The organism is Streptomyces sp. NPDC006259 (assembly GCF_042870975.1).
Classification (GTDB): Bacteria; Actinomycetota; Actinomycetes; order Streptomycetales; family Streptomycetaceae; genus Streptomyces.
Map to the genome: position 1 here is coordinate 664075 of NZ_JBIAHY010000005.1, position 26999 is coordinate 691073.

Annotated in this window: 22 protein-coding genes; 16 read left to right on the forward strand and 6 right to left on the reverse strand. The window is 72.4% G+C overall.

All coding sequences use genetic code 11. The annotated features are described in order from the left end of the window. Window positions 1-64: 64 nt before the first annotated feature. Window positions 65-1357 (reverse strand): MFS transporter, encoded by a 1293-nt coding sequence (locus ACFYO5_RS23685; RefSeq protein WP_388711866.1) that lies wholly within the window; start codon window positions 1355-1357, stop codon window positions 65-67. A 239-nt stretch (window positions 1358-1596) separates the two neighbouring features. Between ACFYO5_RS23685 and ACFYO5_RS23690 the strand changes: the two genes are divergently transcribed. Further along, the gene (locus tag ACFYO5_RS23690; RefSeq protein ID WP_388711869.1) at window positions 1597-3300 is read left to right on the forward strand and encodes a BTAD domain-containing putative transcriptional regulator; all 1704 of its coding nucleotides are present in this window, start codon (window positions 1597-1599) and stop codon (window positions 3298-3300) included. 161 nt (window positions 3301-3461) lie between these two features. Here ACFYO5_RS23690 and ACFYO5_RS23695 read toward each other — a convergent pair whose 3' ends face one another. From ACFYO5_RS23695 to ACFYO5_RS23710, 4 genes are all read right to left on the reverse strand, one after another. Further along, window positions 3462-4232: an SDR family oxidoreductase gene (locus ACFYO5_RS23695; protein ID WP_388711872.1), complete on the reverse strand. Its 771-nt coding sequence runs from the start codon at window positions 4230-4232 to the stop codon at window positions 3462-3464. An 83-nt stretch (window positions 4233-4315) separates the two neighbouring features. Beyond that, window positions 4316-5281 (reverse strand): DUF3500 domain-containing protein, encoded by a 966-nt coding sequence (locus tag ACFYO5_RS23700; protein WP_388711874.1) that lies wholly within the window; start codon window positions 5279-5281, stop codon window positions 4316-4318. Window positions 5282-5380: 99 nt separating this feature from the next. Then, window positions 5381-6442, reverse strand: a complete 1062-nt coding sequence (locus ACFYO5_RS23705; RefSeq protein WP_388711877.1) for a Gfo/Idh/MocA family protein — start codon at window positions 6440-6442, stop codon at window positions 5381-5383. Continuing rightward, window positions 6439-7443, reverse strand: a complete 1005-nt coding sequence (locus ACFYO5_RS23710) for an aminotransferase class IV (RefSeq protein ID WP_388711880.1) — start codon at window positions 7441-7443, stop codon at window positions 6439-6441. Before ACFYO5_RS23710 ends, ACFYO5_RS23705 begins: the two co-directional genes overlap by 4 nt. A 381-nt stretch (window positions 7444-7824) precedes the next feature. Here ACFYO5_RS23710 and ACFYO5_RS23715 point away from each other — a divergent pair, with 381 nt between their 5' ends. The 14 genes from ACFYO5_RS23715 to ACFYO5_RS23780 are packed head-to-tail and all read left to right on the forward strand — an operon-like array spanning window position 7825 to window position 24104. Beyond that, on the forward strand, window positions 7825-8604 hold the full coding sequence (locus ACFYO5_RS23715) for a transketolase (protein ID WP_356564265.1): 780 nt from the start codon (window positions 7825-7827) through the stop codon (window positions 8602-8604). A gap of 10 nt (window positions 8605-8614) precedes the next feature. Then, a complete protein-coding gene (locus tag ACFYO5_RS23720; protein WP_388711883.1) occupies window positions 8615-9592 on the forward strand; it encodes a transketolase C-terminal domain-containing protein in 978 nt (325 codons plus the stop codon). Between the two features lie 2 nt (window positions 9593-9594). After that, window positions 9595-10851 carry a hypothetical protein gene (locus ACFYO5_RS23725; RefSeq protein ID WP_388711886.1) on the forward strand — a complete coding sequence of 419 codons (1257 nt, stop codon included), beginning with the start codon at window positions 9595-9597 and terminating at the stop codon, window positions 10849-10851. Then, complete coding sequence (locus ACFYO5_RS23730) at window positions 10848-11837, forward strand: phosphotransferase (RefSeq protein ID WP_388711889.1); 990 nt, start codon at window positions 10848-10850, stop codon at window positions 11835-11837. Before ACFYO5_RS23725 ends, ACFYO5_RS23730 begins: the two co-directional genes overlap by 4 nt. Next, entirely contained in the window at window positions 11830-13320 is a 1491-nt protein-coding gene (locus ACFYO5_RS23735) for an FAD-binding protein (RefSeq protein WP_388711892.1), read from the forward strand. The genes ACFYO5_RS23730 and ACFYO5_RS23735 overlap by 8 nt, the downstream gene beginning before the upstream one ends. Then, window positions 13320-15686 (forward strand): amino acid adenylation domain-containing protein, encoded by a 2367-nt coding sequence (locus ACFYO5_RS23740; RefSeq protein WP_388711895.1) that lies wholly within the window; start codon window positions 13320-13322, stop codon window positions 15684-15686. The genes ACFYO5_RS23735 and ACFYO5_RS23740 overlap by 1 nt, the downstream gene beginning before the upstream one ends. Before the next feature lie 6 nt (window positions 15687-15692). Then, window positions 15693-18701: a type I polyketide synthase gene (locus ACFYO5_RS23745; protein ID WP_388711898.1), complete on the forward strand. Its 3009-nt coding sequence runs from the start codon at window positions 15693-15695 to the stop codon at window positions 18699-18701. Further along, window positions 18698-19540 (forward strand): 3-hydroxyacyl-CoA dehydrogenase family protein, encoded by an 843-nt coding sequence (locus tag ACFYO5_RS23750; RefSeq protein WP_388711901.1) that lies wholly within the window; start codon window positions 18698-18700, stop codon window positions 19538-19540. Before ACFYO5_RS23745 ends, ACFYO5_RS23750 begins: the two co-directional genes overlap by 4 nt. 4 nt (window positions 19541-19544) lie before the next feature. Then, on the forward strand, window positions 19545-19808 hold the full coding sequence (locus ACFYO5_RS23755; protein WP_356564251.1) for an acyl carrier protein: 264 nt from the start codon (window positions 19545-19547) through the stop codon (window positions 19806-19808). Then, window positions 19805-21073, forward strand: coding sequence for an acyl-CoA dehydrogenase family protein (locus ACFYO5_RS23760; protein WP_388711904.1), 1269 nt, complete (start codon window positions 19805-19807; stop codon window positions 21071-21073). Before ACFYO5_RS23755 ends, ACFYO5_RS23760 begins: the two co-directional genes overlap by 4 nt. Next, on the forward strand, window positions 21070-22152 hold the full coding sequence (locus ACFYO5_RS23765; RefSeq protein WP_388711907.1) for an HAD-IIIC family phosphatase: 1083 nt from the start codon (window positions 21070-21072) through the stop codon (window positions 22150-22152). The genes ACFYO5_RS23760 and ACFYO5_RS23765 overlap by 4 nt, the downstream gene beginning before the upstream one ends. Then, a complete protein-coding gene (locus tag ACFYO5_RS23770) occupies window positions 22149-22772 on the forward strand; it encodes a class I SAM-dependent methyltransferase (protein ID WP_388711910.1) in 624 nt (207 codons plus the stop codon). Before ACFYO5_RS23765 ends, ACFYO5_RS23770 begins: the two co-directional genes overlap by 4 nt. Next, window positions 22772-23506: an SDR family oxidoreductase gene (locus ACFYO5_RS23775; protein WP_356564244.1), complete on the forward strand. Its 735-nt coding sequence runs from the start codon at window positions 22772-22774 to the stop codon at window positions 23504-23506. The genes ACFYO5_RS23770 and ACFYO5_RS23775 overlap by 1 nt, the downstream gene beginning before the upstream one ends. Further along, the gene (locus tag ACFYO5_RS23780; protein WP_388711915.1) at window positions 23493-24104 is read left to right on the forward strand and encodes a TIGR00730 family Rossman fold protein; all 612 of its coding nucleotides are present in this window, start codon (window positions 23493-23495) and stop codon (window positions 24102-24104) included. Before ACFYO5_RS23775 ends, ACFYO5_RS23780 begins: the two co-directional genes overlap by 14 nt. 98 nt (window positions 24105-24202) lie before the next feature. Here the strand turns inward: ACFYO5_RS23780 and ACFYO5_RS23785 are convergent, their stop codons facing one another. Continuing rightward, complete coding sequence (locus ACFYO5_RS23785; protein WP_388711918.1) at window positions 24203-25015, reverse strand: BTAD domain-containing putative transcriptional regulator; 813 nt, start codon at window positions 25013-25015, stop codon at window positions 24203-24205. A 730-nt stretch (window positions 25016-25745) separates the two neighbouring features. On the opposite strand from ACFYO5_RS23785, the gene ACFYO5_RS23790 reads away from it, so the two are divergent. Beyond that, the gene (locus ACFYO5_RS23790) at window positions 25746-26996 is read left to right on the forward strand and encodes an ATP-grasp domain-containing protein (RefSeq protein ID WP_388711920.1); all 1251 of its coding nucleotides are present in this window, start codon (window positions 25746-25748) and stop codon (window positions 26994-26996) included. Window positions 26997-26999 lie beyond the last annotated feature (3 nt).

Here is a 26999-nt window from a genome sequence, read left to right on the forward strand (position 1 = left end):
ACCCAGGTCGGCGCCGTCGACGCCAAGGGCGCCACCGGTGTGAGTGCACCCCTGGGGCCTCGTGTCACTGCGACGCGTTCGTCTTGTCGGTGGGCTGGACGACGTCCCCGCGCGGGGTGGCACTCCGGGTCTGGAACGACCACAGGACGCACAGGGCCAGGGCGTAGCCGAGGAGCTGGACGCAGAGGTAGCTTCCGGTTCCTCCGCTCTCGACGACGGGGAACAGCAGCAGAGGCGCGACGAACATACCGAGGCCGTGCGCCAGCGACGTGGCGGCGGCATAGCTCTCCACGGCCCCGCGCGGAGCGGTGCGGGTGACGAGTGGCTGGACGCTGGGGGCGATGAGGCACTGCCCGACGGCGAAGACGAGGCCGTACAGGACACCCAGCAGCAGTTGTCCACGCGGTGCGGGAACCAGCAGGGCGCCGGTCTGGAAGACCAGCGCCACCATCCAGGCCAGGACGGCCACCCACAGGGCGACGGTGTAGCCGACACGCTCGACGACGCGCAGCGCAAGCCCCTGGAACACGATGATCCCGGCGGTGTTGCACGCGACGACGAGGCTGATCGCCACCACGGAGAAGTGTGCGTCGCGCATCACGGCGGGCACGACGGACTCGAACTGGCCGAGCCCGAAGATCACGAAGGCCGACTGGAGCACCAGCAGGCGCAGGAACACCGGATCGCGCAGGGCGGCGAAGCGCCTGCCCGGCGCGGAGGCGGCTCCTGCCCCGGCGGTGCCGGACGCCGCACCCCGCAGCTCCGCACGGCTCCGCCCGAGGCGGACCAGCACCACTCCGTACGCGAGGTAGCTGGCGGCGTTGGCCGCCAGGCACAGGGTGTAGCCGTCGGTACCGAGCCACTGGACGGCCTGGCCGCCCAACAGAGAACCGGCCGTCATCATCAGCGCGGACGCGCGGTGCTGCCCGGACAACACACGGCTGAGCGCGGCTTCGCCGAACGTCTTGGTCAGCAACGGGGTCTGGACCGCGTAGTAGATGCCCGTGCCCGCACCCGACAGGCAGGCGGCGGGCACCGTGGCCGCCATCGCGTCCGCCGTCGTGAGCCAGGTCGCGCCCGCGGCCTGGAAGACCGTGGCGGCGACGGCGGTCGGGCCGGGGCCCCGGACACGGCCGATCCAGGCGGCGAACGGGTTGACCACGAGCCCGGAGAGCGCGAACAGGGCGAAGTAGAGGGAGACGCCCGAGGTGGGCACGCTCAGCTTCTCTCTCAGGTAGGCCACGATGAGGGGCAGCACCAGACCGCTGCCGAACGCGGTGGCGCCCCAGCCGGTCAGGAACCACCTGTAGCCGGCCAGCGTCGCGCGTGTGGATAAGAGCCCAGGAGCAGAGGGCATGCCGAGATATCCAAACGGAGGCAGAAGGGACAACTGCGATTGTATATTGCCAGTTTGATCAACCGTCAGTCCTGTGTCGTCAGACGTCGCGAGAACAGCCAAGAGGCGTGAGTGAACGGATAAAGACTGGCGGGAGGGGTAGCAGGACGCCATAGCGACTCGGCGCCAGCGGGAGAGTCATGAGTGAGCAACTTCGTACACGTTCCCCCCAGGGCTTGAGGATGCGGGTCTTCGGACTGATGACCGCCTTACACGGGGCACGGGAACTGTCGCTGGGACCCCCGCGCCACCGGGCGCTGCTGGGACTCCTGATGGTCCGGCTGAACCAGGTCGTCCCCGTCCCCCAGCTCATCGAGGAGCTGTGGGGCGACCGTCCTCCCCGACGCCCGACGGCAGCCCTGCACACATACATCTCCCACATACGCCGCGCGCTCAGCAGCGGCGCCGGGCCGGAAGGCCCGTCGATGCTGGTGCGCTACCAGGCGCCCGGCTACGTCCTCGCCCTCGACCCGGGCCAGGTCGACGCCTACCGGTTCGAGTCCCTACTGCTCCAAGCGCGGCGCGACCTGGCGGCCCGGGACCACCGGACGGCGCAGGACCGGCTCGGCGCCGCCCTGGAGTTATGGCGGGGCACCGCCTACCTGGATCTGGTCGACTACGCGCCGATGGCCGAGGAGAGCGCCCGGTTGGAGCAGGCGCGGCTGACCGCCGTGGAGCTGCACGCCGAGGCGTCCCTCACTCTCGGGGAGAACGACGCCGTCGTGGCGCGGCTCCATCCCGAGGCTCAGCGGTACCCGACGCGTGAGTGCCTGATCGCGTATCTGATGACCGCGCTGTACCGGCTGGGCCGGCAGGCCGACGCGCTGCGGCTGTTCGAGCGGACGCGTGCGCAGCTGGCGGAGGAGCTGGGCGTGGACGCCGGCGCCGACCTCCAGCGGATCCACGCCGCCATCCTGCGCCAGGAGCTGCCGTTCGGCGACCGCTCCGCCACGCGTACGGACGTGATCACGGGCGAGGCTGGCGGGACGGCCTCCCCGCAGCCCGAGGCCCCCGCGGGCGGCGACCACAAGCACACGACGGCGCGGACCAGACCGGCTCCCCGGGTCGCGTTGCTGGACACCGCGGGCGTCACATACGGCGTTACCGTTCCGCGCGATCACGAGATACCCCACCCCTTGACATCGTTGCCATTCGTAGGCCGCACGTATGAGCTGGCCGTTCTCGGCGCCTGGGCGGACGCCGCCCTCTCCGGCGAGGGCGGTCTGGTCGCGGTGACGGGTCAGTCCGGAATCGGCAAGACCGAGCTGACGGTCGAAGTCACGCGTGGCGTGCGGGAGGCCGGGCAGGAAGTGATCAGCGTCTCCTGCCGCGACCAGGACGGTCCGGCGTACGGGGTGTGGGCGCGGATACTGCGGGAGCTCTCCCGCACGCGCCCCGAGGCGTTCCGCATGGTCAGCGCTCGCTACAGCCGTCTGCTCAGCGGCCTCCTGTCCGACCCGCCGTCGGACACGGCGGCGGAGGACGTGCAACCTCTCTTCCGGGCGCCCTTCCTGGTCGAGGACGCCGTGTGCGCGATCCTTGTGGCCCTGGCCCGGCAGAAGCCGTTCCTGCTGGTGCTGGACGATCTCCAAGCGGCCGACCACCCCTCCTTGAGCCTGCTGTACCTGCTCACGTGCCGGTTGCCCGAGGTGCCGCTCGGCGTCCTGGTTACCAGCGCCGACCCGGACCCGGCGTCCGACAGCACGCCTCCCACCGCACTGGACTATCTGCTGAGCAGCGCCCGTACGTTGACCCTGCGGCTGGGCGGCCTCTCCGAGCAGGCGGTCGCCGCACTGGTGGCCACGCACGTCGACGCCGAGGTCGACGCGGAGGCGGCGCTCGCACTGCACAAGCACAGCGGGGGCAGCCCGGACGCTCTGCGTCGGCTGCTGTCGCTGGCATGAGGACGCCCGCGCCCGGGGCGTTCCGCTCCACCCGCTCGGGACGTCCGCGGCACGGGCCGACACGGCGGACGCGAACCGGCCCCCCTGACCTCCGCGCCGTCGTGACGGTCAGGGCGACCGGTGGGGCCGGTACGTACTGCCCGGACGGCGATCCGGCGGCGTCAGACCACGGGCGAGGCGCCGCCGTCCATGTTGATCGCCGTGCCGGTCGTGAATGCCGCCCGGTCCGAGCACAGGAAGCAGGCCATGGCGGCGAACTCCTCGGCCTTGCCCATGCGGCCGACCGGGATGTCGGCCCCGGCCCTGGCGACGTAGTCCTCGAACGACAGGCCCGTTTCCTCGGCTTCGTAGCGCCGCACGATCTGGTCCGACACGATCCGCCCGACGAGCAGCGCGTTGACCAGGATGCCGTGCGGGGCGCCCTCACCCGCGAGGACCTTCGTCAGCGCCATGCCGGCTGCTCGGGACACCACCGTGGGGGCGCCGTTGGCCTGCGGTGTCTTGGCCCCGGTGTTGAGCACGTTGATGATCCGGCCCCATCCGCGCTGCTTCATGCCGGGCCAGACGAGCCGGGCGAAGCGGATCGCCGCGAAGAGCTTCAGATCCAGGTCCTCCTGCCAGATGTCATCGGTGATGTGGTCCGACGGCATGGACCGGGTCTGGCCGGCATTGTTGACCAGGATGTCGATCTGCCCGAACGCGTCGACCACCGCGTCGTGGGATTCCCGGATGCTCGCGGCCTGGGAAACATCGCAGCTGAAGGTCTCGACCCGTCCGCGGGCACCGGCCGAGACCAATGCCTTGGCTTCGGCCAGGGTGTCGGGATTGCGGGCCAGGAGCGCGACGTCGGCGCCGGATGCGGCGAACTCCTGGGCCATCGCGAGCCCAAGCCCCTTGCTGGCACCTGTGATCACGGCGCTGCGGCCGTCCAAGCGGACTTCCATCGGTTTCCTCTCGTGCGGTGGCGACCCGGCCGGCGGAGACAGCAGGAGCACGCCGTCCGGCGGCGGGCTCGTCAGTCGGTGCGGACGTCCCCGAGGGCTGCGACGTGCCGTGACGCGTCGCAGCCTGCGGAGAGGAGGCCGTCGCCGAAGTCGTGCGCGGGGCGGCGCCAGACGGAGTGGATGTGGTTGGCCTCGTTGAAGGTGTTGTCGTACTCGATGAGCAGGTGTGGGCCCTGGATGCGGTAGTAGTGGCCGTCTCCCCGGCGCACCGAGCCCTCCCAGGAGAAGTGCAGGCGTTCCTGGTCGATCTGCGCGAACTCGTGGTCGGCGAGTTCGTGCCTGAGCCGGTCGAGGTAGAGGCGGACGAGGTCGACCAGCAGCTCACCGGCGGGCTTGTCGAGTTGAGCCGGTGTCACGCCGACCGGTTCCGAGGGGACGACGCGCGGGGAGTCGCTGCTGCGGATGTCCTGTGGCGTCAGGTCCGACACGACGGCGAGGCGGCGGGCGGCGGGGCCCATGCGTTCGAGGAGTTCGCGGGCGAGTTCCTCCTCGAGCTGCAACGGCTGGCTGACGACGCGGCTGCGGTAGGTGACGCGGGCTGGGTTCGCGCCGAGGAAGAACGGCGTCGCCGAGACGCGGCCGTCGGTGACGACGACGTTCACCGACAGGTGGTGGCCTTCGATCCGCCACCCCCACGGCTCGTCGCCGTCCGGGGTGCCGAAGAGGACCGTCCAGTAGTCGCCGCTGTGGCGGTCGCGGTGCCCGCCCTCCTGGCGGTCGAGGACGTCCTCCAGCGCCATGACCGTCGCGGCCTGCGCGTAGGTGTGGGGGCTGAGTACCGCGGCGAGCATGCCGTGCACCGCCTTGCGCTGGTCCCGCCCGAGATCACCGAGCGCCAGACCGGGGCGTGGGCCGGGTGCGTACCCCCAGCGGTGCCGGATACCGTCGTCGGTGACCGGGCGTACCGCGAGTTCGAGCTGGTCGGCGGTCAGCAGTGTGATGAACCGACGCGTGGCGTCGGTGACGTCGTTCAGCACGTCTCGATCTCCCCTTCACTCGCTTCCGGGAATGTGCTTCGCCTCGTTGGGTCCGCACGCGCTCGCGGTCGTCCCGACGGTGTACGCCGGCAAGCCGGCTCAGCCCACCGGCGCGGACAGCGCGGGTACGGCCGCCTGGTGCCGGGCCGCGCGGTAGATGTCCTGGAGCAGGATCAGGGTGTCCAGCCCAGCCCGGTCGTCGGCGACCATCCGGCGCCCGTCCCGTATGGCCGCCGCGAAGTCCGCGATCTGCGAGCGGTGGGAGATGCCGTAGTAGCCGATGCCCGGCGGGGCCTGCTCCACCTCCGCCGAGGTGAGCGCTGCCGCTGCCGCGCGCAGTTCCTCGTTGCCGTCCGCCATGTGCAGGGTCCCGGGGTGGTCGAGGTCGAAGAGCACCGACCCTCGGGTGCCGATGAGTTCCACGCGGGTGCGCCAGGTGATGCTGCTGGCCACGGTGACCTGGTAGGTCACGAGCGCGCCCTGCGGGCCGCGCAGCAGCGCCGCGAGGGTGTCCTCGGTCTCCATGCCGCCCCGCGGCGCCGTGTGTCCGGCGGCCGCGCCGACCACCGTGAGCCCCCCGGTCAGCCAGCGGGTCACGTCGAGCGCGTGATAGCCCTGGTTGACCATGGCCGAGCCGCCCTCACCCGCGTAGGTGCCGCGCCAGTCGCTGTCCGCGTAGTACGCGTCGTCGCGGCCGCACTGGAGGCTGACCACGCCCGAGACGAGACTGCCTAGCAGGCCGGCCCCGATCCAGTCCCGGACGGCGGTGACGACGCGGTCGTAGCGGTGCTGGGAGACGACCGACAGTACCCGTCCGGTGCGCTCGGCGAGGGACGTCAGGGCCATGCCGTCCTCGACGCTCAGGGCGAGAGGCTTCTCCACGAGCACGTGCTTGCCCGCTTCGAGCGCCGCCGCGACCAGCCCGTGGTGCGTGGCGTGCCCGGTCACGACGGAGACGCTGTCCACCTCGGGGTCGGCGAGCACCTCGCTCACGTCCGTCGTGATGCGCGCCAGGCCGTGCTCACGAGCCAGCGACTGCGCGGCGGTGGCATCGCGGTCGCAGGCCCAGCGCATCTCCACGTCGGGCAGGGCGGAGAAGCCGTCGACGTGGTTGGGGGCGACACGGCCGCAGCCGACGACGGCATGGACGAGAGGCCTCATGTGGCACTCCTGGCATGGCTCGGACCAGTGGGGGACGGGGGTGACGGCGCGCCGGCCGCCCGGTCGAGGTGCACCGGGGTCAGCCATTCGTCGTGGTCGCCGGTCACGGCGCGTACGGTGTCGTGGTAGCGGGACTCGATAGCCCGCGTGATCTCGCCCGCCGTCCTGCCGTCGCCGACGGGGAAGCCGTCCACCTCGACGGCGGGCAGCACCTCGGCCGAAGTGCCCATGAGGAAGACCTCGTCGGCGAGGTACAGCTCGGTGCGCTCGACCGGCCTGGTCTCCACGTCGAGACCGAGCTCTTCCCGGGCCAGCTGGACCAGCGTGCGCCGGGTGATGCTGTCCAGCACCCCGTCGGACAGGGGAGGGGTGATCAGTCGGCCGCGCGTGACCAGGGCGATGCAGGCCCCCGACGACTCGGTGACGTGACCGCTGGCGTTGAGGAAGACCGGCCAGTCGGCCCCGCGTGCGAGGGCGTCGATGTTGCCGAGCCGGCCGTTGTGGTAGTTGGAGAACACCTTCATCGACGCCGGTGAGGCACCGGGGAGGAAACGCGGCCACGAGCTGACCGCGAGCGTGCAGGTACGGCCCTGGCCCAGCTTGCTCTCGAACTCCCAGGTCTCGATGGCGATCTCGGCCGGGGTGCCGCGCGGCACCATCTGCTGGCGGTGCGTCCCGGCGGCGAAGCCCCACGGGCGAATGTGCAGGTCCTTGCCCGGGGCCTGCCAGGATGCGAGGAGTTCGACCGTCGCGCTGACGAGCGCGTCCGCGTCGAACTCGGATTCCATCCAGCTCATCCGCAGCGAGTCGAGCAGGCGTTGCATGTGCTCGCGCAACCGGAAGCCGTGGAGCATCTCCCGCGTACTGCTCCAGTAGGCGTGGACGCCTTCGAACGCGGCTGAGACCGAGGCGTGGCCCACCGAACTGATGTGGACGGTGGCCTCCTCCCACGGCATGAAGACGCCGTTGCGCCAGATCAGCCGCCCGTAGCCAGCAGACATGGATGTTCCTTTCCGGAAGGACCGGGACAGAAGGCGTGACTTAATTCCTGGTACGTGTCGATCGATTCGCAGCAGACCTGTGGTGATCATCGACGCCGTGACCCATCGAAACACGGTGACCAGGGGCTGTCCACATTTTCAGGGCGCCGACAATGCTTCGTTTAGATGAGGTATAGGTGGACGTTTAGGGCGCGTTTACATCACTGGCGACCGGGCGATCCGGTCTGATACAAAAACGTGGCACGTTCCTTTCGGGCCCCGAGAGCTGACCAACGGAATTCCGCACGGAACCTGCGACAGCGTTTCTTCCCATAATCCAAACGGCTTCCCCCTGCGTTTATCCGGCACATTCCGATCCCGTTCTCGCGAGGAGTGTTCCTTATGTCGAACGCGGACGAACTGGCCAGGCGGGCCCGACTCCGCGTCGTCGAACTGGCGGCTCGGAAGGCCATCCACCTGGGTCCCGCGCTTTCCCTGATCGACGTGCTGACCGCGCTCTACACCCGGGTCCTGCGTCACGACCCGGCCCGCCCCGACTGGCCGGACCGCGACCTGCTCGTCCTCAGCAAGGGCCACGGCGCCTACGGCCTGTACGCCGTGCTCGCCGAACTGGGCGTGCTGACCACCGATCTGGACGACCTTCCGGGGCACCCGGCGGACGGCATCCCGGGGGTCGAGGCGGCCACCGGGGCGCTGGGCCACGGCCTGTCCCTGGCGAGCGGCCTGGCGTTGGGCGCGCGCCTCGCGGGCAGCGACCGCCGGGTCTACGTGGTCACGGGCGACGGCGAACTCGACGAGGGCAGCAACTGGGAGGCGGCCCAGTTCGCCGCCCACCACCAGCTCGGCAACCTCGTGGCCGTCGTCGACCGCAACCGCCTCCAGCAGGAGGGCGATACGGAGGACGTCTGCGCGCTGGAACCCCTGGCGGACAAGTGGCGCGCCTTCGGCTGGCGGGTCGGTGAGAGCGACGGCCACGACGTCGCGGCCGTCGCCGAGGCCGTCACCGCGCTGGAAGCCGGGCCCGGTCCGGCGGTGCTGATCGCCCACACCACCAAGGGCAAGGGCGTCCCCTTCGCGGAGAGCGACCCCGCCTGGCACATGGGAGAGCTGGACGCCGCCCAGCACCACATCGCCGTCGCCGCACTGACCGCGACGGCGTGAGGAGAGCACCATGACCACACCATCCATCGCCCCGCAGCCCGCATCCGTCGCCCTGCTGAGCATGCGCGCCGCGCTCGCCCCGGTACTGGCCGACGCCGTGGCCGCCGACCCCGGCCTGATCACCGTGGGCGCGGACGGACGGGCCCTGTTCGGCCAGGTCATCGAGCGGGACCCGCGCCGCTACGTGGACGTGGGCATCGCCGAGGCCAACATGGTCGGCGTCGCCGCGGGCCTGGCCCGCGCCGGCCTGCGTCCGGTGGCCGCCGCCATGGCGCCGTTCCTGGTCCGCCGGGCCTACGAGCAGATCCGGCTGGACGTGTGCGTGCCCGGCCTGCCCGTCGTCCTGCTCGGCGTGGGCGGTGGCCTCGGCTACGGCTCGCTCGGCCCCACCCACCACGCCACGGACGACATCACCCTGATGTCGGCCATGCCGGGCATGGAGGTGTACTGCCCTGCCGACGCCGCCGACGCCGTCCGCGTGGTGCGGACGGTGCTGGCCGACACCTCCGGCCCGGCCTACGTACGGTTGTCCGCGCGCCCTGATCCCGTGCTGCCGCCAGCGGCTTCCGGGGGTGACCCGCGCGGGCCCCGGCTGCTGCGGGACGGCGACGACGTCCTGGTCCTGGCGACCGGACGGTGCGTGGCCGAGGCGCTGGACGCCGCCGACGGGCTGGCCGCGGACGGCGTGGCGGCGGCCGTCGCCTCGGTGACCGCCCTGCGCCCCTTTCCCGCCGCCGCGGTCCGGGAGCTCGTCGGCCGTCGGCCACTGGTCGTGACCGTGGCGGAGTCCCTGCCGCCGGGCGGCCTCGGCCCGTGCACGGCGGAGGCGCTCGGCAGCGGGGGGCCGGCGCTGATCAGCCTGCACACCGACCACCGGTACCCCCCGGTCGCCGCCCACCAGGACCTTCTCCGTTTCTACGGCGTCGATGGTCGAAGCATCCGGTCCGCCGTACTGAGCCACCGCAACCGGAAGACGAGGGAAGCGTGACGATGAGGATCTTCTCCAGCGCCCAGGCCTGCGGCTTCGGCCCCATCTCCAAACTGGCCGCCATCACTCCGCTGTTCAAGGGCGCCACGATCGACTTCACGGGCCGCGACGTGGCGCTGGACTTCGCGCGGCGCCACGTGCACCGCTTCACCCGCATCGACGAGGGGGACACCCAGCGGTACGAGGACGTCGCGGCCGGCTTGGCCGAGGCCGACGTCGTGGTCAGCGTGATGGACGCGGAACTGGTGTTCTGGGCGGTGCGCGCCGAGGTGCCGGTGCTGTTCTTCGACAGCCTGCTGAGCTTCTGGCTCACCGAACGCACCATCGAGGACCTGGCCGCCCGCGCCCAGCTCGTTCGCTGGTCCGACGACGAGACCGCGCGCTTCGTCTTCGACACGCTGACGCCGCACGAGCGCATCCTCGTGGCCCATCTGCTGGCCACCAGGTCGTACGCGCAGAACTTCCCCGGAGTGCCGGCCCGCATCGACTCCCTGAGCAGGGCGGGCGCGAGCCACCTCCAGCTGTGCGGCCCCATCGTGGATCGGGACGCCCTGGAGTCCGCGCTGTCCGCGCCCCCACCGGACGGCCTTCCCGACCTGCTGATCAACCTGGGCGGCTTCCAGAACTTCTTCCTGGACTACGAGTCGCACAACGCCTATCTCGACCTGCTGCGCCGGTGGGTCACCGAACTCGCTTCGACGCAGCCGGAGTTGCGCCGCATCCTGGTGTGCGGTGGTGCGTTCGGCGAACCGGTGACGGAGACGCACGGGGACCTCCGGATCGAGTACGCCATGCTGCCGCACAAGGACTTCCTGCGACACCTGGCCCACGCCCCGCTGTACGCGGTGCCGCCCAGCCTCACCTCCCTGCACGAGGCGGTCATCCTGCGCAGGCTCCCCCTGCTGCTGCCCGAACAGCACTATGGGCACGTCACCAACCTGCGGGCCCTGCGCGGCACGGCGATCGCCCACCACGCGGCCAGCCTTATCGACCTCGGCACCCGGTTCGAAGTGCCGGAGGACGACCTGGGCGGAACGCGGGCGCTGGACCGGCTCACCCGCGAACTCCTCGCGGACGAGGCCGAGTACCGCTCGTTCGCCGACTATCTGAGCAAGCGGCTGGCCGACTACCGGCAGCTGACGGACGAGGAACGCGCCGCCGCCGTCGACGAGCTGGCCGAACTCCTCGACGGCCCCACCCCGGCCAGCCTGCTGGACCCCATCGGTGACCGCCTCACTCCCGCCGGGAGGGCGTCGTGACCGCCGCCGACCTCGCCGAGCGCGCCGTCGACACCGACGAGATCACCCGGCTCATGCTGGCCGCCCACCGGGAACGCACCGGACAGGGCGAGGTGTCGCCGGAGCGCGTGAACACCAGCACCTGGACGCCCGCCAGCGCCCGCAAGTCCCGCCGCCGGACGTTCGTCCGTCTCGACATCGACGGCGAGGCCGTGGCGGTGGCCAAGATCCCCCTGTCGCACAGCGACCCCAAGCTCGCCGGTGAGTTGGAGGTCCTGCGCTCCTTCAGGCCGCCGTCGCCCCTGGGCTGCCCCGTTCCGCTCGACGCGATGGCGGGCGGGTTCACCATGAGCTACCTGCCCGGCGTCGACCTGCCCGCCGCCGCCGCGGCCGCGGACACCCCCGACGACCTGTGGCGGGTGCTGCGTCCGGCCGTGGACCGCGTCGTCGAACTGCACCGCTCGGGTCCCGCGGTCTCCACCACGCCGGAACTGGCGCTGGAGACGGCCGCCCACTACGTCCGCACGCCGGAGTTCGGCGTCCAGTACGCCGACGAGGCGCTGCGCTCGGCGCTGCTCGCGCCGACCCACGGCGACCTCGGCCCGTGGAACGTCCGCTGCGACCCGCGGGACGGCACCGCCAGGGTGCTGGACTTCGAGGACTACCGCACCACCGGCATCGCTGCCATGGACGTCGTCAACCTCCTCGTCACGACGGCGCTCGCGGTCTTCCCCGGCTACCAGGAGCGCGGCTTCGACTGGCTCTACGACCAGGTCTTCGGCGGTGCGCACTGGTTCGGCTCCGTCCTGGCCCGCGGCCTCGACCACTACGGTGCCCACACCCGCCAGCGGCCCGACCGCGTGCTCGACCTGCTGCCGTTCACCTGCCAGTGGCTGATCGAGCGCATCGAGGCCGAAGGACGCGACACCAGCCGGCTCTTCTACCGCACCTTCCTCGAGCGCTACCTCGAACGGCGCCCCACGGTCGACGGGAGCAATCATGTCTGACACCCCTACCGAGACCGCACCGGTCCGCACGGACGCCGTGGTCATAGGCGGCGGCCCCGCCGGACTGTTCGCGGCCCTGACCCTGGTACGGGCCGGCCGCCGCGTCGCCCTGCTGGAGGCCGGCGGCGACATGCGGGAGAGCCTGTGCCCCCGCCTGGTGGCCCGCATGGACGGCCGGTCCGTGCGGGACGCCGAGAAATTCCGCCTGCAGTGCCCGCGCTGCACCTGCCTGACGGGTCTGGGCGGAGCCGCCTTCCACTTCGACACCAACCTCGGCTACATCTCCTCGCTCACCCGCTCCAAGATCGAGTCCGCGCCGGACGGCACGGTCCGCTCCTACAGCGGGCTGGAGCGCGCCCTCGGCTCGTTCGACCGCGCCGAGGAGCTGATCGCCGAGGCGTACCGCACCTTCTACGAACTGGGCCTGCCGCCCGCCGAGCCCGTCCACGCCGAACGGGACGCCTCCTTCGGCACGATCTTCCAGCACGTCGACACCGCGCTCTCGCAGAGCGTCACCGTGGACGACTCCCTGGTCGTCATCGCCCGCCTCAAGGCCGAACTGGAGGAGAACGGCGGTCGCGTGCTGCTGCACCACCGCGCCGAGGACATCGAGCCGTTGGACGGCGGCGGATTCGAGGTGCGCGCGGCCACTCCCGGCGGGCCGGCCGTCCTTCACGCCGACGACGTCGTGGTGGGCGTGGGCAAGCTCGGCCTGCCGTGGGTCCGCGAGCTGATCGACCGGATCGGCGTGCGCCACCGGCCCAGCCGCCGCGTCGATCTCGGTGTGCGCCTGGAGACGCGCAGGGAGGACCTCGCCCGCCTGCTGGACGGCTGCCACAACCCGAAGCTCTCCTTCCTCAACGAGGAGGGCCACTCCGTGCGGACGTTCTGCGTCTGCGGGGGCGGCCGGGTCATGCAGTACGGCTTCCTGGACGCCGTCGCCCTCGACGGGCAGCACTGCCTCAACCAGCCCACCAGCAAGTCCAACCTGGGTGTGCTCACCACCGTCGACCTGACGCAGGGAACCGACGGCACCGAGTACGCCGCCGCGTTCGCGGCCAGGGTCGCCCACCATGGCCGGGGGCTTCCCGTCGTCTCCACCGTGGACCAACTGGCGGGCCGTCCGGTACCGGAGGGGCCGCTCGACACCAGCCTGATCAACTACCACCACGGCGACCTGCGTGAGTGCCTGCCCCCGTGGCTGGTCCGCGACGTGCTCGCCATGGTCGAGCGCCTCAACGCCCTGCATCCGGGACTCGTCCCCGGCACGGCCACCGTCGCCGCCCCCGTCGTTGAGCGGCTCTTCCCCGACATCGAACTCTCCGGCGACCTGGAGTCCTCCGTCCCCGGCCTCTACTTCGTCGGCGACAGCTCCTCGAAGATCATCGGCATCACCTACGGCGCCGCGACCGGCATGGCGGCGGCCCGCTCCGTGCTGCGCCGCCGGGCCGGCATGGCGACCGTGACGGGTGGGGATCTGTGATGATCACCCTCCCGCAGCGTGTTCCCGAGCGCGGCGAGCCGCAGCCCCGGCACACCACGGCACAGTTGAGCGCCTCGGCGGCAGCCCTGCTGCGGGGGCCCGACGGGGTGGCCCGGCTGGCCGCCCTGAGCCGCCTGCTGCTCCACCGCTACGGCGTCGGCTGGGACGTCGTCGGAGTCGTCGACGACGGCCGCACCGCCGTGTGCCACGACAGCGACGCGGACCAGGAGACCACCCCGCTGGGCGAACTCGCCCACGCCGTGCGGGCGCGGCCCGCCGCGCCGCCCCCCGAGGGCGAACCGTACGCGGCCGTCCTTCCGACCCCCGCCGAGATGCCGCCGGCCGTGCTCCGCCGGCCGGTCTGGACGCTCTCCGCCGACGGCGGCGTGCTGGACCTGGCGCACGACGCCGCCGTGCTCGACGCCGGCAGCGCCGACCGGATCGTGGAACACCTGTCCCTGCTCGCACACGAGACCGCCGAACACCCGGACCGGCCCGCAGGCGACGTGGAACTGTTGCTGCCGGCGGAGCGCACGCTCCTGCTGGAGACGTGGAACGCCCCGCACACCCCGCACGCCGACACCACCCTGCACCGCCTCTTCCGCGAGCAGAGCGCCCGTACTCCGGACGCCGTCGCGCTGCGGTACGGCAACACCGACCTGACCTACGGCCGACTGGACGCCGACTCCGACCGGTTCGCGCACGCCCTGCTCCCGTACCTCGGGGCACCCGGAGACCTCGTGGTGCTGACCGGAGAGCGCGACCTCGACCTGTTCACCGCCGTCCTGGGCATCTGGAAGGCGGGCGGCGCGTTCGTCTACCTCGACCCGGGACTGCCCGCACCGCGGGTCGCGGACATCCTGACCCTCACCGACCCGGCCGTCGTGCTCACCACCGCCAGCGGCCACACTGCGGTCGGCGGGCAGGCCCGGAAGGTCGAGGCCCTGCTCGCCCTCGACCAGCCGTCCGGCCCGCCGCCCGACACCGCACGGCCCGACACCACGGCCTACGTCCTCTTCACCTCGGGCAGCAGCGGCATCCCCAAGGCCGTGGTGCGCCCGCACCGGATGCACACCTCCCGCATCCGGCTCGAACAGGACCTCTACGGGCCCGGCCCGACCGAGCGGCACTTGCTCAAGTCCCCTATCAGTTTCCGGGAGTTCGTCCGGCCGCTGGCCGGCGGAGGCACCGCGGTGCTGGCCGAGCCCGGCCGCGACCTGGACGACCACTACCTCGCCCGGCTCATCCACGACGAGGGCATCACCACCGTCAGCTTCGTGCCGTCGATGCTGCGGCTCCTGCTGGCCCAGCCCGCGTTCCGTACGGCGCCCGCGCTGCGGCACGTGTTCGTCGGCGGCGAGGCGCTCCGGGAGGACCTGGAGGACGAACTGCGGTCGCTGGGATTCGAGGTGCACAACACCTACACTCTCAGCGAGGCCGACTACGTCTGCCACCGCACCGCGGCTCCGGCCGCGCCCGGGAGCGGCGGCCCCGGCACCAACATCGGTGTCCCGCTCGACATGCGCGTGTACCTGTGCGACCCGGCGGGCCGCCTGGTGCCGCCCGGCATCCCCGGTGAGATCCGGACCGGCGGGCCGGGGCTGTCCGACGGCTACCTCGGGCAGCCGGTCCTGACCGGCGAGCGGTTCCTGCCCAACCCGCACGATCCCGGTCGCCCCCCGGTCGTGTTCCGCACCGGGGACCTCGCCCGCCATCTGCCCAGCGGTGAACTGGAGTATCTGGGCCGGATCGACGACCAGGTCAAGGTCCGCGGGCAGCGGGTGGAGCCGGCGGAGGTCGAGACCGTGCTGCGGGGACACCCGGGCGTCGCCGACGCCGCCGTCGTCGGCGCGCAGGACCCCGACCAGGGGGCAACCCTCGTCGCCTACGTGGTGCCCGCGGGGGAGGAGATCCCCGTCCAGCGGCTGCGCGAGTACCTGGCCGGGCGGCTGCCGGACTTCATGGTGCCGGCGCGGCTGGCCTCGGTGCCCGCCCTGCCCCTTCTGGGCAGCGGCAAGGTCGACCGAAAGGCGCTGCGGGTCGTGCCCCGCGGCCGTCCGGAACTCGACGTGCCCTACGTCGCACCGGCGACTCCCGTGCAGCGCACGGTCGCCGAGGTCGCGGCCCGCGTCCTGGGGCTGGACGAGGTCGGCCTCGACGACGACTTCTTCGCCCTCGGCGGCGACTCGCTGCGCCTGATGCTGCTGCGCGGCGCCCTGGAGACCGCGGCGGGGCGGGAGTTCGCGCTGGCGGACGTGTTCGCCGCCGGCACCCCGCGTGGTTACGCCCGTCTGCTGGACGCCGGGGAATCCGTCCGCCCACCCGCCCGGCGGCCGTCCGACCGCCGACCGCGTCGAAGGAGGTGATGTGAGGTGTACGAGCTCGACCACGAAGACGCCGTCGCGGTCGTCGGCCTGTCCGTACGGCTGCCGGGCTGCGACACCGTGGCGCGGTACTGGTCCCTGCTCGAAGCCGGCGAGGACAGCATCACCCGGCGGGACACCGCCGGGGACGCCACGTTCGTGCCCGCCTACGGATCGGTGCCGAGCCCCGGCCACTTCGACCGCGACCGCTTCGGGATCGCCGCGTCCGAGGCGTTGCTGACCGACCCGCAGCAGCGTCTGCTGCTGGAAGCCGTCGACGAAGCGCTGACCACGGCCAACGTCGACCGGGCCCGGACGACGGCGGTCAGCGTGTACGCCGGGGTCGGCCACAACGACTACGAACGGTGGGTCGGCAGCGCGCTGGCCGGCCGCCCCGGTGTGGACGCCCAGTCCCTGGAGGTCGCCAACCGCAGCGACTACGCCGCCACCCGGGTGGCCTACCGGCTCGGCCTCCAGGGCGCCGCCGTCACCGTGCAGTCGGCCTGCTCCACCGCGCTGACCGCCGTCCACCTCGCCGTGCAGGACCTGCTCGGCCGTGGCAGCGACCTGGCCGTGGCCGCCGTGTCCTCGGTCCGCGTCCCCGCCCCCGGCGGCTACGACGCCCCGCTCGGCGGCATCGGCTCCCCGCACGGGGTGTGCCGCCCCTTCGACGCGGCGGCGGGCGGCTCCGTACCGGGCGACGGGGTCGGCGCCGTCGTCCTCAAGCGGCTGGCCGACGCGGTGGCCGACGGCGACGAGATCTGGGCCGTGGTGCGGGGCAGCGCCATGAACAACGACGGCTCCGGCAAGTCGGGTTTCGCCGGGGTCGACGCCGCCGCCCAGGCCGAGGTGATCCGGGCCGCCCTGGACGTGGCCGGACTGGAGCCCGAGGACATCGACTACGTGGAGGCGCATGGCAGCGGAACCCGGATCGGGGATGCCACCGAGTGGTCGGCACTGGCCGAGGTGTTCGCCGACGCCGGCCACCCCGTCCACGTCGGGGCGGCCAAGGGCGGACTCGGGCACCTGCGGGAGGCGGCGGGGCTGGCCGGCTTCGCCAAGGCGGTGCTCTCCCTGCGCCACCGGCGCCTCGTCGCCACCCCGCACTTCGAGCGGCTGGCCGCCGACCTGGCGGACGGCTCCGGCCCGCTGCGACCGCTGGGAAAGGTCATGGACTGGCCCGCAGTGCCCGGCCGGCCGCGGCGAGCCGGGGTGAGCGCCTTCGGGCTGGGCGGCACGAACTGCCACGTGGTGCTGGAGGAGGCGCTCCCCGCCCCGGTGACACCGCCCTCCCGGGACGCCGAGCTGCTGCTGGTGTCCAGCCACCACCCGGACACCCTGGACGCCGACCTGGCCGCTCTCAGCGACCACCTCGGGGAGAATCCCGCGCGGCTCGCCGACGCGGCGTGGACGACCCAGACCGCGCGCCACCGCCACACGCACCGTGCGTACGCCGTGGTGCGCTCCCCGGAGGAGGTCCCCGGGGCGTTCGACGGTGACCTGCTGCGCAGACAGCGCGGGCAGGCCGTGGGCGACACCCCCGAGATCGTCTTCGTGCTGCCGGGAATCGGCAGCCACTACCCGGGCATGGGCGCCGAACTGGCCCGTACGGACCCGCTGTTCGCGAGCCATCTCCAGGCCGTCGTGGCCGTGGCGGACACGCTGACCGACGGCGCCGTGGGCCGGTCGTTCGCCACCGAGCCGGCCCGTCCGGACCAGCGGGGCGACCGCGTGGACCTGCGCGCCCTGCTGCGGCGCGGCGGCCCGGCACCCGTGCCCCGGGAACTGCGCGAGGTGCACCTGGCGCTGTTCTGCATGGAGTACGCCATGGCCCGCACGCTCATGGACCTCGGGGTCCGCCCGGCCGCGCTGCTGGGCCACAGCCTGGGGGAGTGGGTGGCGGCGGTGCTGGCCGGGGTCCTCGGACCGGAGGAGGCGATGGCCGCCGTCGCCCGCCGGGCCGACCTGGTCGGGACCGCCGGGCCAGGCGCCATGCTCGGCGTGCTCGCCGCCGCCGAGGAGGTGGAGCACCACGCCGTGGAGGACACCTGGATCGCGGCGGAGAACGGTCCGAGCCACTGCGTGTTCTCCGGCCGGCCGGAGGCCGTGTCGGCGCTGGCCGACCGGCTGCACGCCAAAGGGTTCACCACATTGCCCGTGGACGCCGCACATCCCTTCCACACACCCCAACTGGCGGGCGCCGCCGCCCTGCTCGGCGAGGATCTGCGCCACGTGGACCTGGCGCCGGCCCGTATCCCCATCGCTTCGAGCGTGCTCGGCGCGTGGCTGCACGGAGAGGTGCCCGAACCCGGCTACTGGCGCGACCACATGGTGAGCCGGGTGCGGTTCCGCACGGCCGCCGGACTGGCCCTGTCCCGGCACCGGGTCCTGGTCGAGGTGGGACCGGGGACCGCTCGCCCCTGGATCGCCCAGGCCGACCCGGACGCCGTGTGCGTGCGCACCGTACGGAAGTCCTACGAGAACGCCGGCGACCGGCAGATCCTGCTGGAAGCGCTGGGGGAACTGTGGACCCACGGGGTCGAGGCCGACTGGCCGCGGCTGCGCCGCGCCCCGGCACGCCGAACCGTCCTGCCCCCGCGCGCTCTGCTGCGCCGCCGGTACCTGCCCGACACCGAGCCGCCCGCCGGCCACTGGCCGACGCCCGCCGCCGCGCGCCGGGCCGGGCCGGAGCTCGAGGCCCCGGCCCCCGCGCCCCCGGAGGAGGAGGGAGGGTCCACCGTCGGGCAGTTCCTCGCCCACCGCTTCCGGGTCCTCCTCGGACTGCGCCGGGTGCACCCCGACGACCACTTCTTCCACCTCGGCGGCGATTCCCTGATGGGCGTGCACCTGATCGCCGGTCTCAAGGAACTCACCGGACGGTCCGTGCCCTCCTCCGTCGTCTTCGCCTCCGCGACCCTCGGCGGCATGACGCGCGAGATCGAGAACTGGCTCGCCACCGCCGAGCAGGAAGCCGACCACGAACCGGAACCCTTCGACCCCCGGAGTTCAGCGTCATGAGCACACTCACGCTCGGAGTGATCGGAGCCGGTGTCATCGGCTCCAGCGTCGCCCACGCCGCTGCGGCGTCGGGCTGCGCCGTCACCCTCCTCGACACCGACCCCACCGCGCTGGAGGCGGCCCGCGCGGCCGTACGCCGGCACGAGCGGCTGGCCGCGCTGATGGGCGGCCGGGGACCGCGCCCGCTGGACATCCGTTTCAGCTCCGAGCTGACGGACGTGGCCGGCGCCGGATTCGTGGTGGAGAACACCACCGAGTCGGAAGCGGGCAAGCGCGAGCTGTATCCGCTGCTGGACAAGGTGCTGGCCCCCGGCGTGACCATCGCCGCCAACACCTCCGCCATCCCCATCGCGCGGTTGGCGGAGCGCCTCACCGACCCCGGCCGCGTGGTCGGCGTGCACTTCATGAACCCGGTCGACCGCATCGCCATGGTCGAAGTCGTCCGCGCCCCGTCCACCTCGGACGGCGCGCTGGCCGACGTCGAAGACCTGTTGGACCGCATGGGCAAGCACTCCGTCGTGGTCAACGACGCCCCCGGCTTCGTCATCAACCGCGTGCTGATGCCGGTGGTCAACCTTGCGGCCGCCGTCGTCGCGGACGGCGTCGCCACCCCGAACCAGGTCGACGAGCTGTTCAAGGGCTGCCTCGGGCACACCTCCGGGCCGCTGCGCACCGCCGACCTGATCGGCCTCGACACCGTCGTGCGCACCCTCGAGGTCCTGCACGAGCACTACGGGACGGACGAGTTCGCCACCCACCCGCACCTGCGCCGAATGGTCGCCGAGGGCCGGACCGGCATCAAGAGCGGCCGCGGCTTCTACTCCTACGAGGGGAACTGACACGATGACTGTTCGGAACACGCCCGCAAACGACGAGATCACCTCCGTGGTGCGCGAGTTCATCGCCCGGCTCAGCGGCCGTCCGGACATCGAGGACGACCGGCCGCTGATCTCCGAGGGTGTGCTCGACTCCCTCGCCGCGGTCCAGATGGTCGACTTCGTCGAGCGCACCTTTCAGGTCGAGGTGGGCTACGAGGACCTGGAACTGTTCAACTTCGACTCCGTGCAGGGACTGGCCGCCCTGGTCACCCGGCGGGTGGCCGCGTGACCGCCATCGCGCCCGAAGCGGTCCTCGGCGCGCTGCGGGACGGGTGGTTCGCCGACCGGGCCACGGCCTGGGAAAAGGCGGGGGCCGTTCCCCGCGAGGACGTCGAGCGCTTGGCCGGGCACGGACTGCTCGGCATGACCGTCGGAACCGCGCACCACGGCAGTGGCCTCCCGCTGGTGGACGTCACCGAGGTGCACCGGCTGGTGGCCGCCGCCTCGCCGAGCCTGCACAGCCTGTTGGTGGTCCACACCATGGTCTGCCACGCCCTGCACCGCTGGGCGGTACGGGAGACCCGCGACGCTCTCCTGCCCGAGCTGGCTACCGGACGGGTCCTCGCCGCCTTCGCCCTCACCGAGACCAGCGGCGGGGCCGACGCCGGAGCACTGGCCACCACCATCGACCGGGACGGCGACACCCTGCGCGTCACCGGGGAGAAGCGCTGGCTGTCCTTCGGCCGGATCGCCGACGCCTACCTCGTCTTCGGCCGCACCGAGGGCCTGGACAGCTGCGCGCTGGTGGACGCGGGCAGTGCGGTGCGGGTCGAGCCCGAACCCCCCACCGCGGGCCTGCGGGCCGCTCAGCTGGCCCGGGTCACCTTCGACGGCGCGACCGCCCCCGTCGCGCGAGCGGTGGGGCGGCCGGGCACCGGCATCCCGTTCGTCGCCACGTCGTGCCTGACCCTGGGCCGGCTGTGCGTCGCGGCGGGGGCGGTGGGTATCGCACGGGCCGCGCTCGACCTGGCCGTCGGTCACGCGGCCACCCGAACCACCGGAGGCCGCCGGCTCGGCGACCACCAGCTGGTGCGCGGACTGCTTGCCGACGCCGCCCTCGCCACCGAGTCCGCGGCCCACTACGTGCGGTCGGCGGCGCGGGAAATCGAGGACCGCGCCCCGACGGCGGCGGTCACCGCCGCCGGCGCCAAGCTGCTGGCCTCCCGGGCGGCCACCAGCGTGACCGCCGCAGCCTCGCGTCTGCTGGGCGCCGAGGGCCAGACCGAGGACCACCCGCTGGCCCGGCTGGTGACCGCGGCCCGGGTGCACGAGGTGATCGAGGGGCCCACCGAGGTGCTCCAGGACGTCGTGGCCGCCGCGCTGCTGCGCGACCCGGGCGCCACGAAGGACAAAGGGCCCCTCCGTTCCGGTGGTCGACGACTCCGAGGGCTTTCGCATCGCCCTGCCGTCACAGAAGCCGCACCCGGCTCCCATCCGCCCCACACCCCTGCGAACGGCTGGGGCGACCCGAGCAGGAAGGTGGAGCAGCGATGATCCCGGCCCCGGCCGAGAACACCGTCAAGTGCGTGGTCTGGGACCTGGACGACACCCTGTGGGACGGCACGCTCCTGGAGGGCGACGAACTCCGCGTCCCCGAGGCCAACGGCACCCTCGTACGCGTCCTGGACGAGCACGGCATCCTCCAGTCCGTCGCCAGTCGCAACGAGCCCGGCCCCGCCGAGGAGCAGCTCCGCGGCTTCGGGCTCGACCAGTACTTCCTGCACCCGCAGCTCGGCTGGTCCGCCAAGTCGGCCGCGCTGCGCACGCTGCTGGAGGTGCTCAACATCGGCGCCGACAGCGTGTTGTTCGTCGACGACTCGGAGTTCGAACGCGCCGAGGTGGCCGCGGCGCTGCCCGAAGTCCGCTGCGTGACACGGGAGGAGCTGCACGAACTGGTCGCCGGCGGCCGGGTCCTGCCGCGGCGGGTGACCGCCGAGGCCGCCCGCCGCCGGGAGATGTATCAGGCCGAGGACCGCCGCCGCGGGCACCAGGAGGCGTTCCAGGGCCCGCCCGAGGAGTTCCTGTGCTCGCTGGCGATGACGTTGCGGGTGCGCGACGCGACCGAGGACGACCTGGACCGCGCGGCGGAGCTGACCCGGCGCACCCATCAGCTCAACACCACCGGCATCACCTTCGACCGGGACGAACTGGCCGAGCTGGTCCGGGACCCGGGCCACCGGGTGATCGTCGCCGAACTCGACGACCGCTTCGGCACGTACGGCACCATCGGGCTGGCCGTGTTGTCCACCGGACCCGAGTGGACGATCCGGCTGCTGCTGATGTCGTGCCGGGTCATGGGCCGCAACGTCGGCACCGCGCTCATCGCGGCGCTCGCCCGCACCGCCGCGGCGCACGGCGCCCGCACCGTGGCCCACTTCCGGCCCACCGACCGGAACCGGCAGATGCTCGTCACCTACCGCTTCGCGGGATTCGCGGTCACGTCCCGCTCCGAGGACCGCATCGTCCTCACCCTGCCGGACGACCGGATGCCGGTCGTACCCGGCTACGTCCGCCTCGTCACCGAGGACATCGCGGCTGCGCTCAGCCGCCCGACCCAGGAGGTCACCCGATGACTGCCTTCACACAGAGCTGGACCGACACGTTCTCCTCCGTCTACGTCGACGAACCGCTGGCCAACCTCTCCTGGTTCAACGCCTCCCCGGGCCTGGAGCTGATCAAGCGGGTGATCGACGGCACACTCAAGCCGGGTCAGCGCCTGGTCGACCTCGGCAGCGGCCCCGGTGTCGACGCCGTCTTCCTGTCCGTTCAGGGCCTGGACGTCACCGGCGTCGACCTGTCCCCGGACGCCGTCGCGCGGGCCGGCCGCTGGGCCGAACTGGCCGGAGCCGACGTCGAGTTCATCCAGGGCGATGTGCTCGACGTCCCGCTGCCGGACTCCTCGGCCGACGTCGTCACCGACTCGTTCGTGTTCCACAACATGCGTGACGACGTCAGGTCGCGCTACGCGGACGAGGTGCACCGCCTGCTCAAGCCCGGCGGCCTGTTCCTGCTGAACTCCTTCTCCGACAAGATGGTGCCGGGCACCGGCCCGCGCCGCATCACCAGCGAGGACATCCTCAGCACGTTCACCGCCGACCGGTTCGAGTGCGTGGCGCTGTACGTGTACCGCAACGTGCCCACCCGCGCCAAGCCGGACCAGCTGCACTGGTTCGGCGAGTTCCGGGCCCGCTGATGCGGGTCGTGGTCACCGGCGGCGGCCGGGGCATCGGGCGTGCGGTCGCCCTCGGCTTCGCGGCGCAAGGCGCGAGCGTGGCGGTGCTGGCCCGCACCGGCTCCCAGGTGGAGTCGGTGGCGGGCGAGATCGGGGAACTCGGCTGCGAGAGCATGGCCCTGGCCGTGGACGTCGCGGACGAGGCGGCGCTGTGCGAGGCGGCCGAGCGCGTGGTCGAAGGGTTCGGCGGCGTGGACGTCCTTGTCAACGCCGCGGGCGTCTTCGACCTCGGGCCCACCGCCGGCTTCCCGGCGGAATCCGCGCGGGCCCTGCTGGAGACCAACGTCATGGGCACGTTCCTGGCCTGCAAGGTCTTCGGCAGGCACCTGCTCGACCAAGGCCACGGCAAGATCGTCAACTTCTGCTCGCTGCTCTCCTACACCGCGTTCCCGGAACGGGCGCTGTACGCCGCGAGCAAGGGCGGCGTGCTCCAGCTGACCCGCAGCCTTGGCGTGGAGTGGGCAGCGCGCAACGTCAACGTCAACGCGGTCGCCCCCGGAATGATCCGCATCGAGACCCCGCATCCGGCCGCGCTCGACGAGGACGCCATCGTCGGACGCATCCCCTCCGGCAGGCGCGGCCGGCCGGCCGACATCGTGGGACCCGTCCTGTTCCTGGCCTCACCCGCAGCCGACTACGTGAACGGCCAGACCCTAGTCGTCGACGGAGGCTGGCTCAGCTATGGATACCTGTGAGAACCCCCTGGCCCTCGGAGTCTTCTGCGGCTTCTCCGCGGGGCCGTCGGAGCGTTACGTCCATGCTGCCACCGCGCTCGGCGCCGGCCTGGCCGCCCGCGGCCACCGACTGGTCTACGGGGCGGGCGGGGCCGGCCTGATGGGCGCGGTGGCGCGCGGCGCGGCCGGCGGTGGCGCGCTGATCCTCGGGGTCATCCCGGAGTTCCTGCGTGCCAAGGAGATGGGCGACCACCTGCCGCCGCAACAGATCGTGCTCACGAAGGACCTCCTGGAACGCAAACGCGTCATGATCGACCGCGCGGACGCCTTCGTCGCGCTCCCGGGCGGCTACGGCACGCTGGACGAGGTGCTCGAAGTGGTGTCCATGGCCGCACTCGGGCAGGATGTCGGCCCGCTCGTGCTCCTGGACGTGGACGACGACTGGTGGCCCCTGCTCGACTACGTGGAGCGGCTGGGGAGACGGGGCTTCGTACGCGACGCCGGTATCCTGCGCGTGGCCCGGACACCGGAGCAGGCGCTCGACATGGTGGCCGAGGCCGCGGCGGCCCACGTGCCGGTGTCGGTGGGCGATCACCAGCACGCGCAGGCGGCCCGATGACGTCCGCGGCGCTCGCCCGGCCGCAGCGGCGGGCCCCGTACCGCTCGCCGACGTGGCCGCGGCGAGCGGTACCGGGAGTCCTCCCCGCACGTCCGGCGTCAGGTCCCCACCGGCGACCGGTGCGAACTGACGCGCGAGGCGACGGCGCTGGAGATGGCCCGCTTGGCCCGGCCGACGTCGTCGGACCGCACGATGTCGTGCACCTTCATCAGGTCGCCACCGGGCTCCACACCGAGCCTGTCCGAGAACGTCCGGCAGGCGCTGGCGAACACCCGCAGCGCCTGGGCGCGGTGGCGGGACAGGAAGAACGCCAGCATCAGTTGCTGATGCAGGATCTCGTTGAGCGGGTTCCGCGGCACCTGCTGCGTGAGGAAGCCGATCGCCTCGTGGTACAGACCGGCGCTGAGCTGCGCCCACGCGGTCAGCTCCACGCACTCGGTGCGCGACTGCTGCAGCCAGGAGTCGAACGAGCTGAGGATCGGTCCCGAGTACACACCCCCCGCCAGGCTCCCCCGGTGCAGGGCCAGGGCCTTGCGCCATGCCCTCGCCGCCCCTTCGTGGTCACCGTTGGCCATGCTGAGATGGCCGTCGGCCCGGTACCGGCCGAACAGCTGCACGTCCAGCTGCTGCCCGCGGACAAGCATGGTGTAGCCGGGGAACTGGCTGTCGACGGCCCCGTTCCCGATCCGGTCCCTCAGCTTGGAGATGTAGACGTAGATGGCGTCCCGCGCCCGCCGCGGCGGCTGGTGCCACACCTCACCGATCAACTCCTCGACGCTGACCACGCGGCCGCTCCGGACGAGCAGGGTGGTCAGGATCACCGACAGGTTCCGCGAGCGGATCGCGTGGGGGCGGCCGTCGAAGACGAGCCGGGGCGGACCGAGGATCTCGAAGCGCAAGTCGGGGGTCATGGTGCTCATGCTCCTCAGAGATCGACACGGGAGCGGGGGTGCGTTCCGGCATGAGGTCTCCCGGGGTCCTCGCCGTTTCGTCGCGGCTGCGTGGGGTCCGCCGCTCGGTACCGATCGGGAGGTGTGTCTCCACCGAGGACGAGCACGTGGGGGAATCTGCTGGCCGTGTTCATGCCTTCACTCCTTCGTGCGGCGCTCAACGCTCCGGGGGGTGCGGGGCAGGTCACGCGCGTGCCGGACGGGGCCGGAAGGGGAGTCGGCACCAGGCCCCTCCTGCCTTCGCTTCCGCGGCACACGGCGACGCGCGCAATTCCTGGAGTCTCCACGACGCGTCTTGTGACCCACTCGTCCGTCGGCTTGTCGGCCGCCTTGTCCAACCTCTTACCGGATCACCGCGGCCGGCCGGCCGGCGTCCGCGCGACCGACTGACCGAAGGACGACAGACACCAGGACGAAGCCCCTCGCAAGAAGCCCGCAAGAAGGAGGACAAGCCCGTGGACAAGGCAGCCGCAAGGAGCGTGATGGAGACTTCTGGCACGGGAACCGCGCACGGATCGATCACGCCGTGCCGGCCATGGCGACGGAATCCGTCCTCCCGGCCCGCCCCCCACCCCGTCGCCCCGCATTCCTCCTCTTGTGGGGGACCCCCGGCCGCACGCGACGTCGTCGAGGCACATCCCACCGTGGAGACGGCCGCGCACCCTCCCTCCCTCAGCAAGGAGTTCGCGCTGTGAAGCTGCCCCCGTCCGAAGCACCAGTGACGTCGTCCACCCTGCTCCTGATCGGAGCCGGTACCCACCTGCGCCAAGGGCACCTGCTGTCCCAGCTGGCCGCCGCCGCCGATGTGGTCCTCCTCGACACCGCGGCACCGACCTGGCAGAAGCCCTGGATCCAGGGCGCGGAGGTGTACGACCCCCGGGAAACACCGTTCCCCGTGGAGCAGGCCCGCCGGCTCTGCCGGGACCACGACGTGCAAGCCGTCGTCTCCTACAGCGAGTCGGAGATCATCCTGGCGGCCGAACTCGCCGAGGCCCTCGGCCTGCCCGGCCTGCCCGTCGAGGCGGCGCGGCTCAGCAGGGACAAGCACCGGCAGCGCGAGCTGCTCAACCGTACGGGCCTCTCACCCACCGCCTCCGTCCTCGTGCACGACGTTCAGGAGGGGCTGCGGGCAGCCGCCGACATCGGCTACCCCGTGGTCGTCAAGCCGCGGGGCCTGTCCGGAAGCCTCGGCGTCGGACGCGTCACCGGCCCGGCGGACTTCACCCGGTTCTTCGAACTGGCGTCGGGCGTCGACACGATGGGGCTGGCCAGCGACGGCTTCCTCGTCGAGGAGCACGTGACGGGGACCGAGTTCCTGGTCGACGTCTGGAGCAGCGGGGGAACGGCCGAGGTCGTCTACGCCGGCCGCAAGTACATGGCGAACGACCCGTACCCGATCGACACCGGACACATCATGGGGGAGGGCGCGCTCCCGGACGCGGAGTACGCCGCCGGCCTCGCCCTGGCCCGGGACGCCGTCCTGGCCGCGGGTATCGACCGCACGATCGCCAACCTGGACGTCGTGCTGACGCCCGACGGCCCCCGCGTCATGGAGATCAACGGGCGCCCCGCCGGGGACCTGGCCTCCGTGATCGCCCACCTCGGCACCGGACTGAGCGTCGGCGGCCTGCTGGCGGACGCGGCCCTCGGGCGCCCGCTGCGCGCCGAACCCGTGCCCAACCGTGCCGCCGGCATCAAGTTCCTCTACCCCACCCGCCGGCAGCGCTTCGAAGGACTGGCCGAGGCACCGGAGCTGAGGGCCCAGCCGTGGCTCCACGAGGTGGGTGAACTCCCCGAGCGGGGCTCCGTGGTGGAGCCCCCGCCCGACGACTACTTCGGCCGGGCCGGGTGGGTGATCGCGACGGGCACCCACGCCGACCAGGTCCACGAACGCCTCACCGAGGCCGAACGCGCCCTGACCGTCCAAGGGCCCTATGTGTGACCG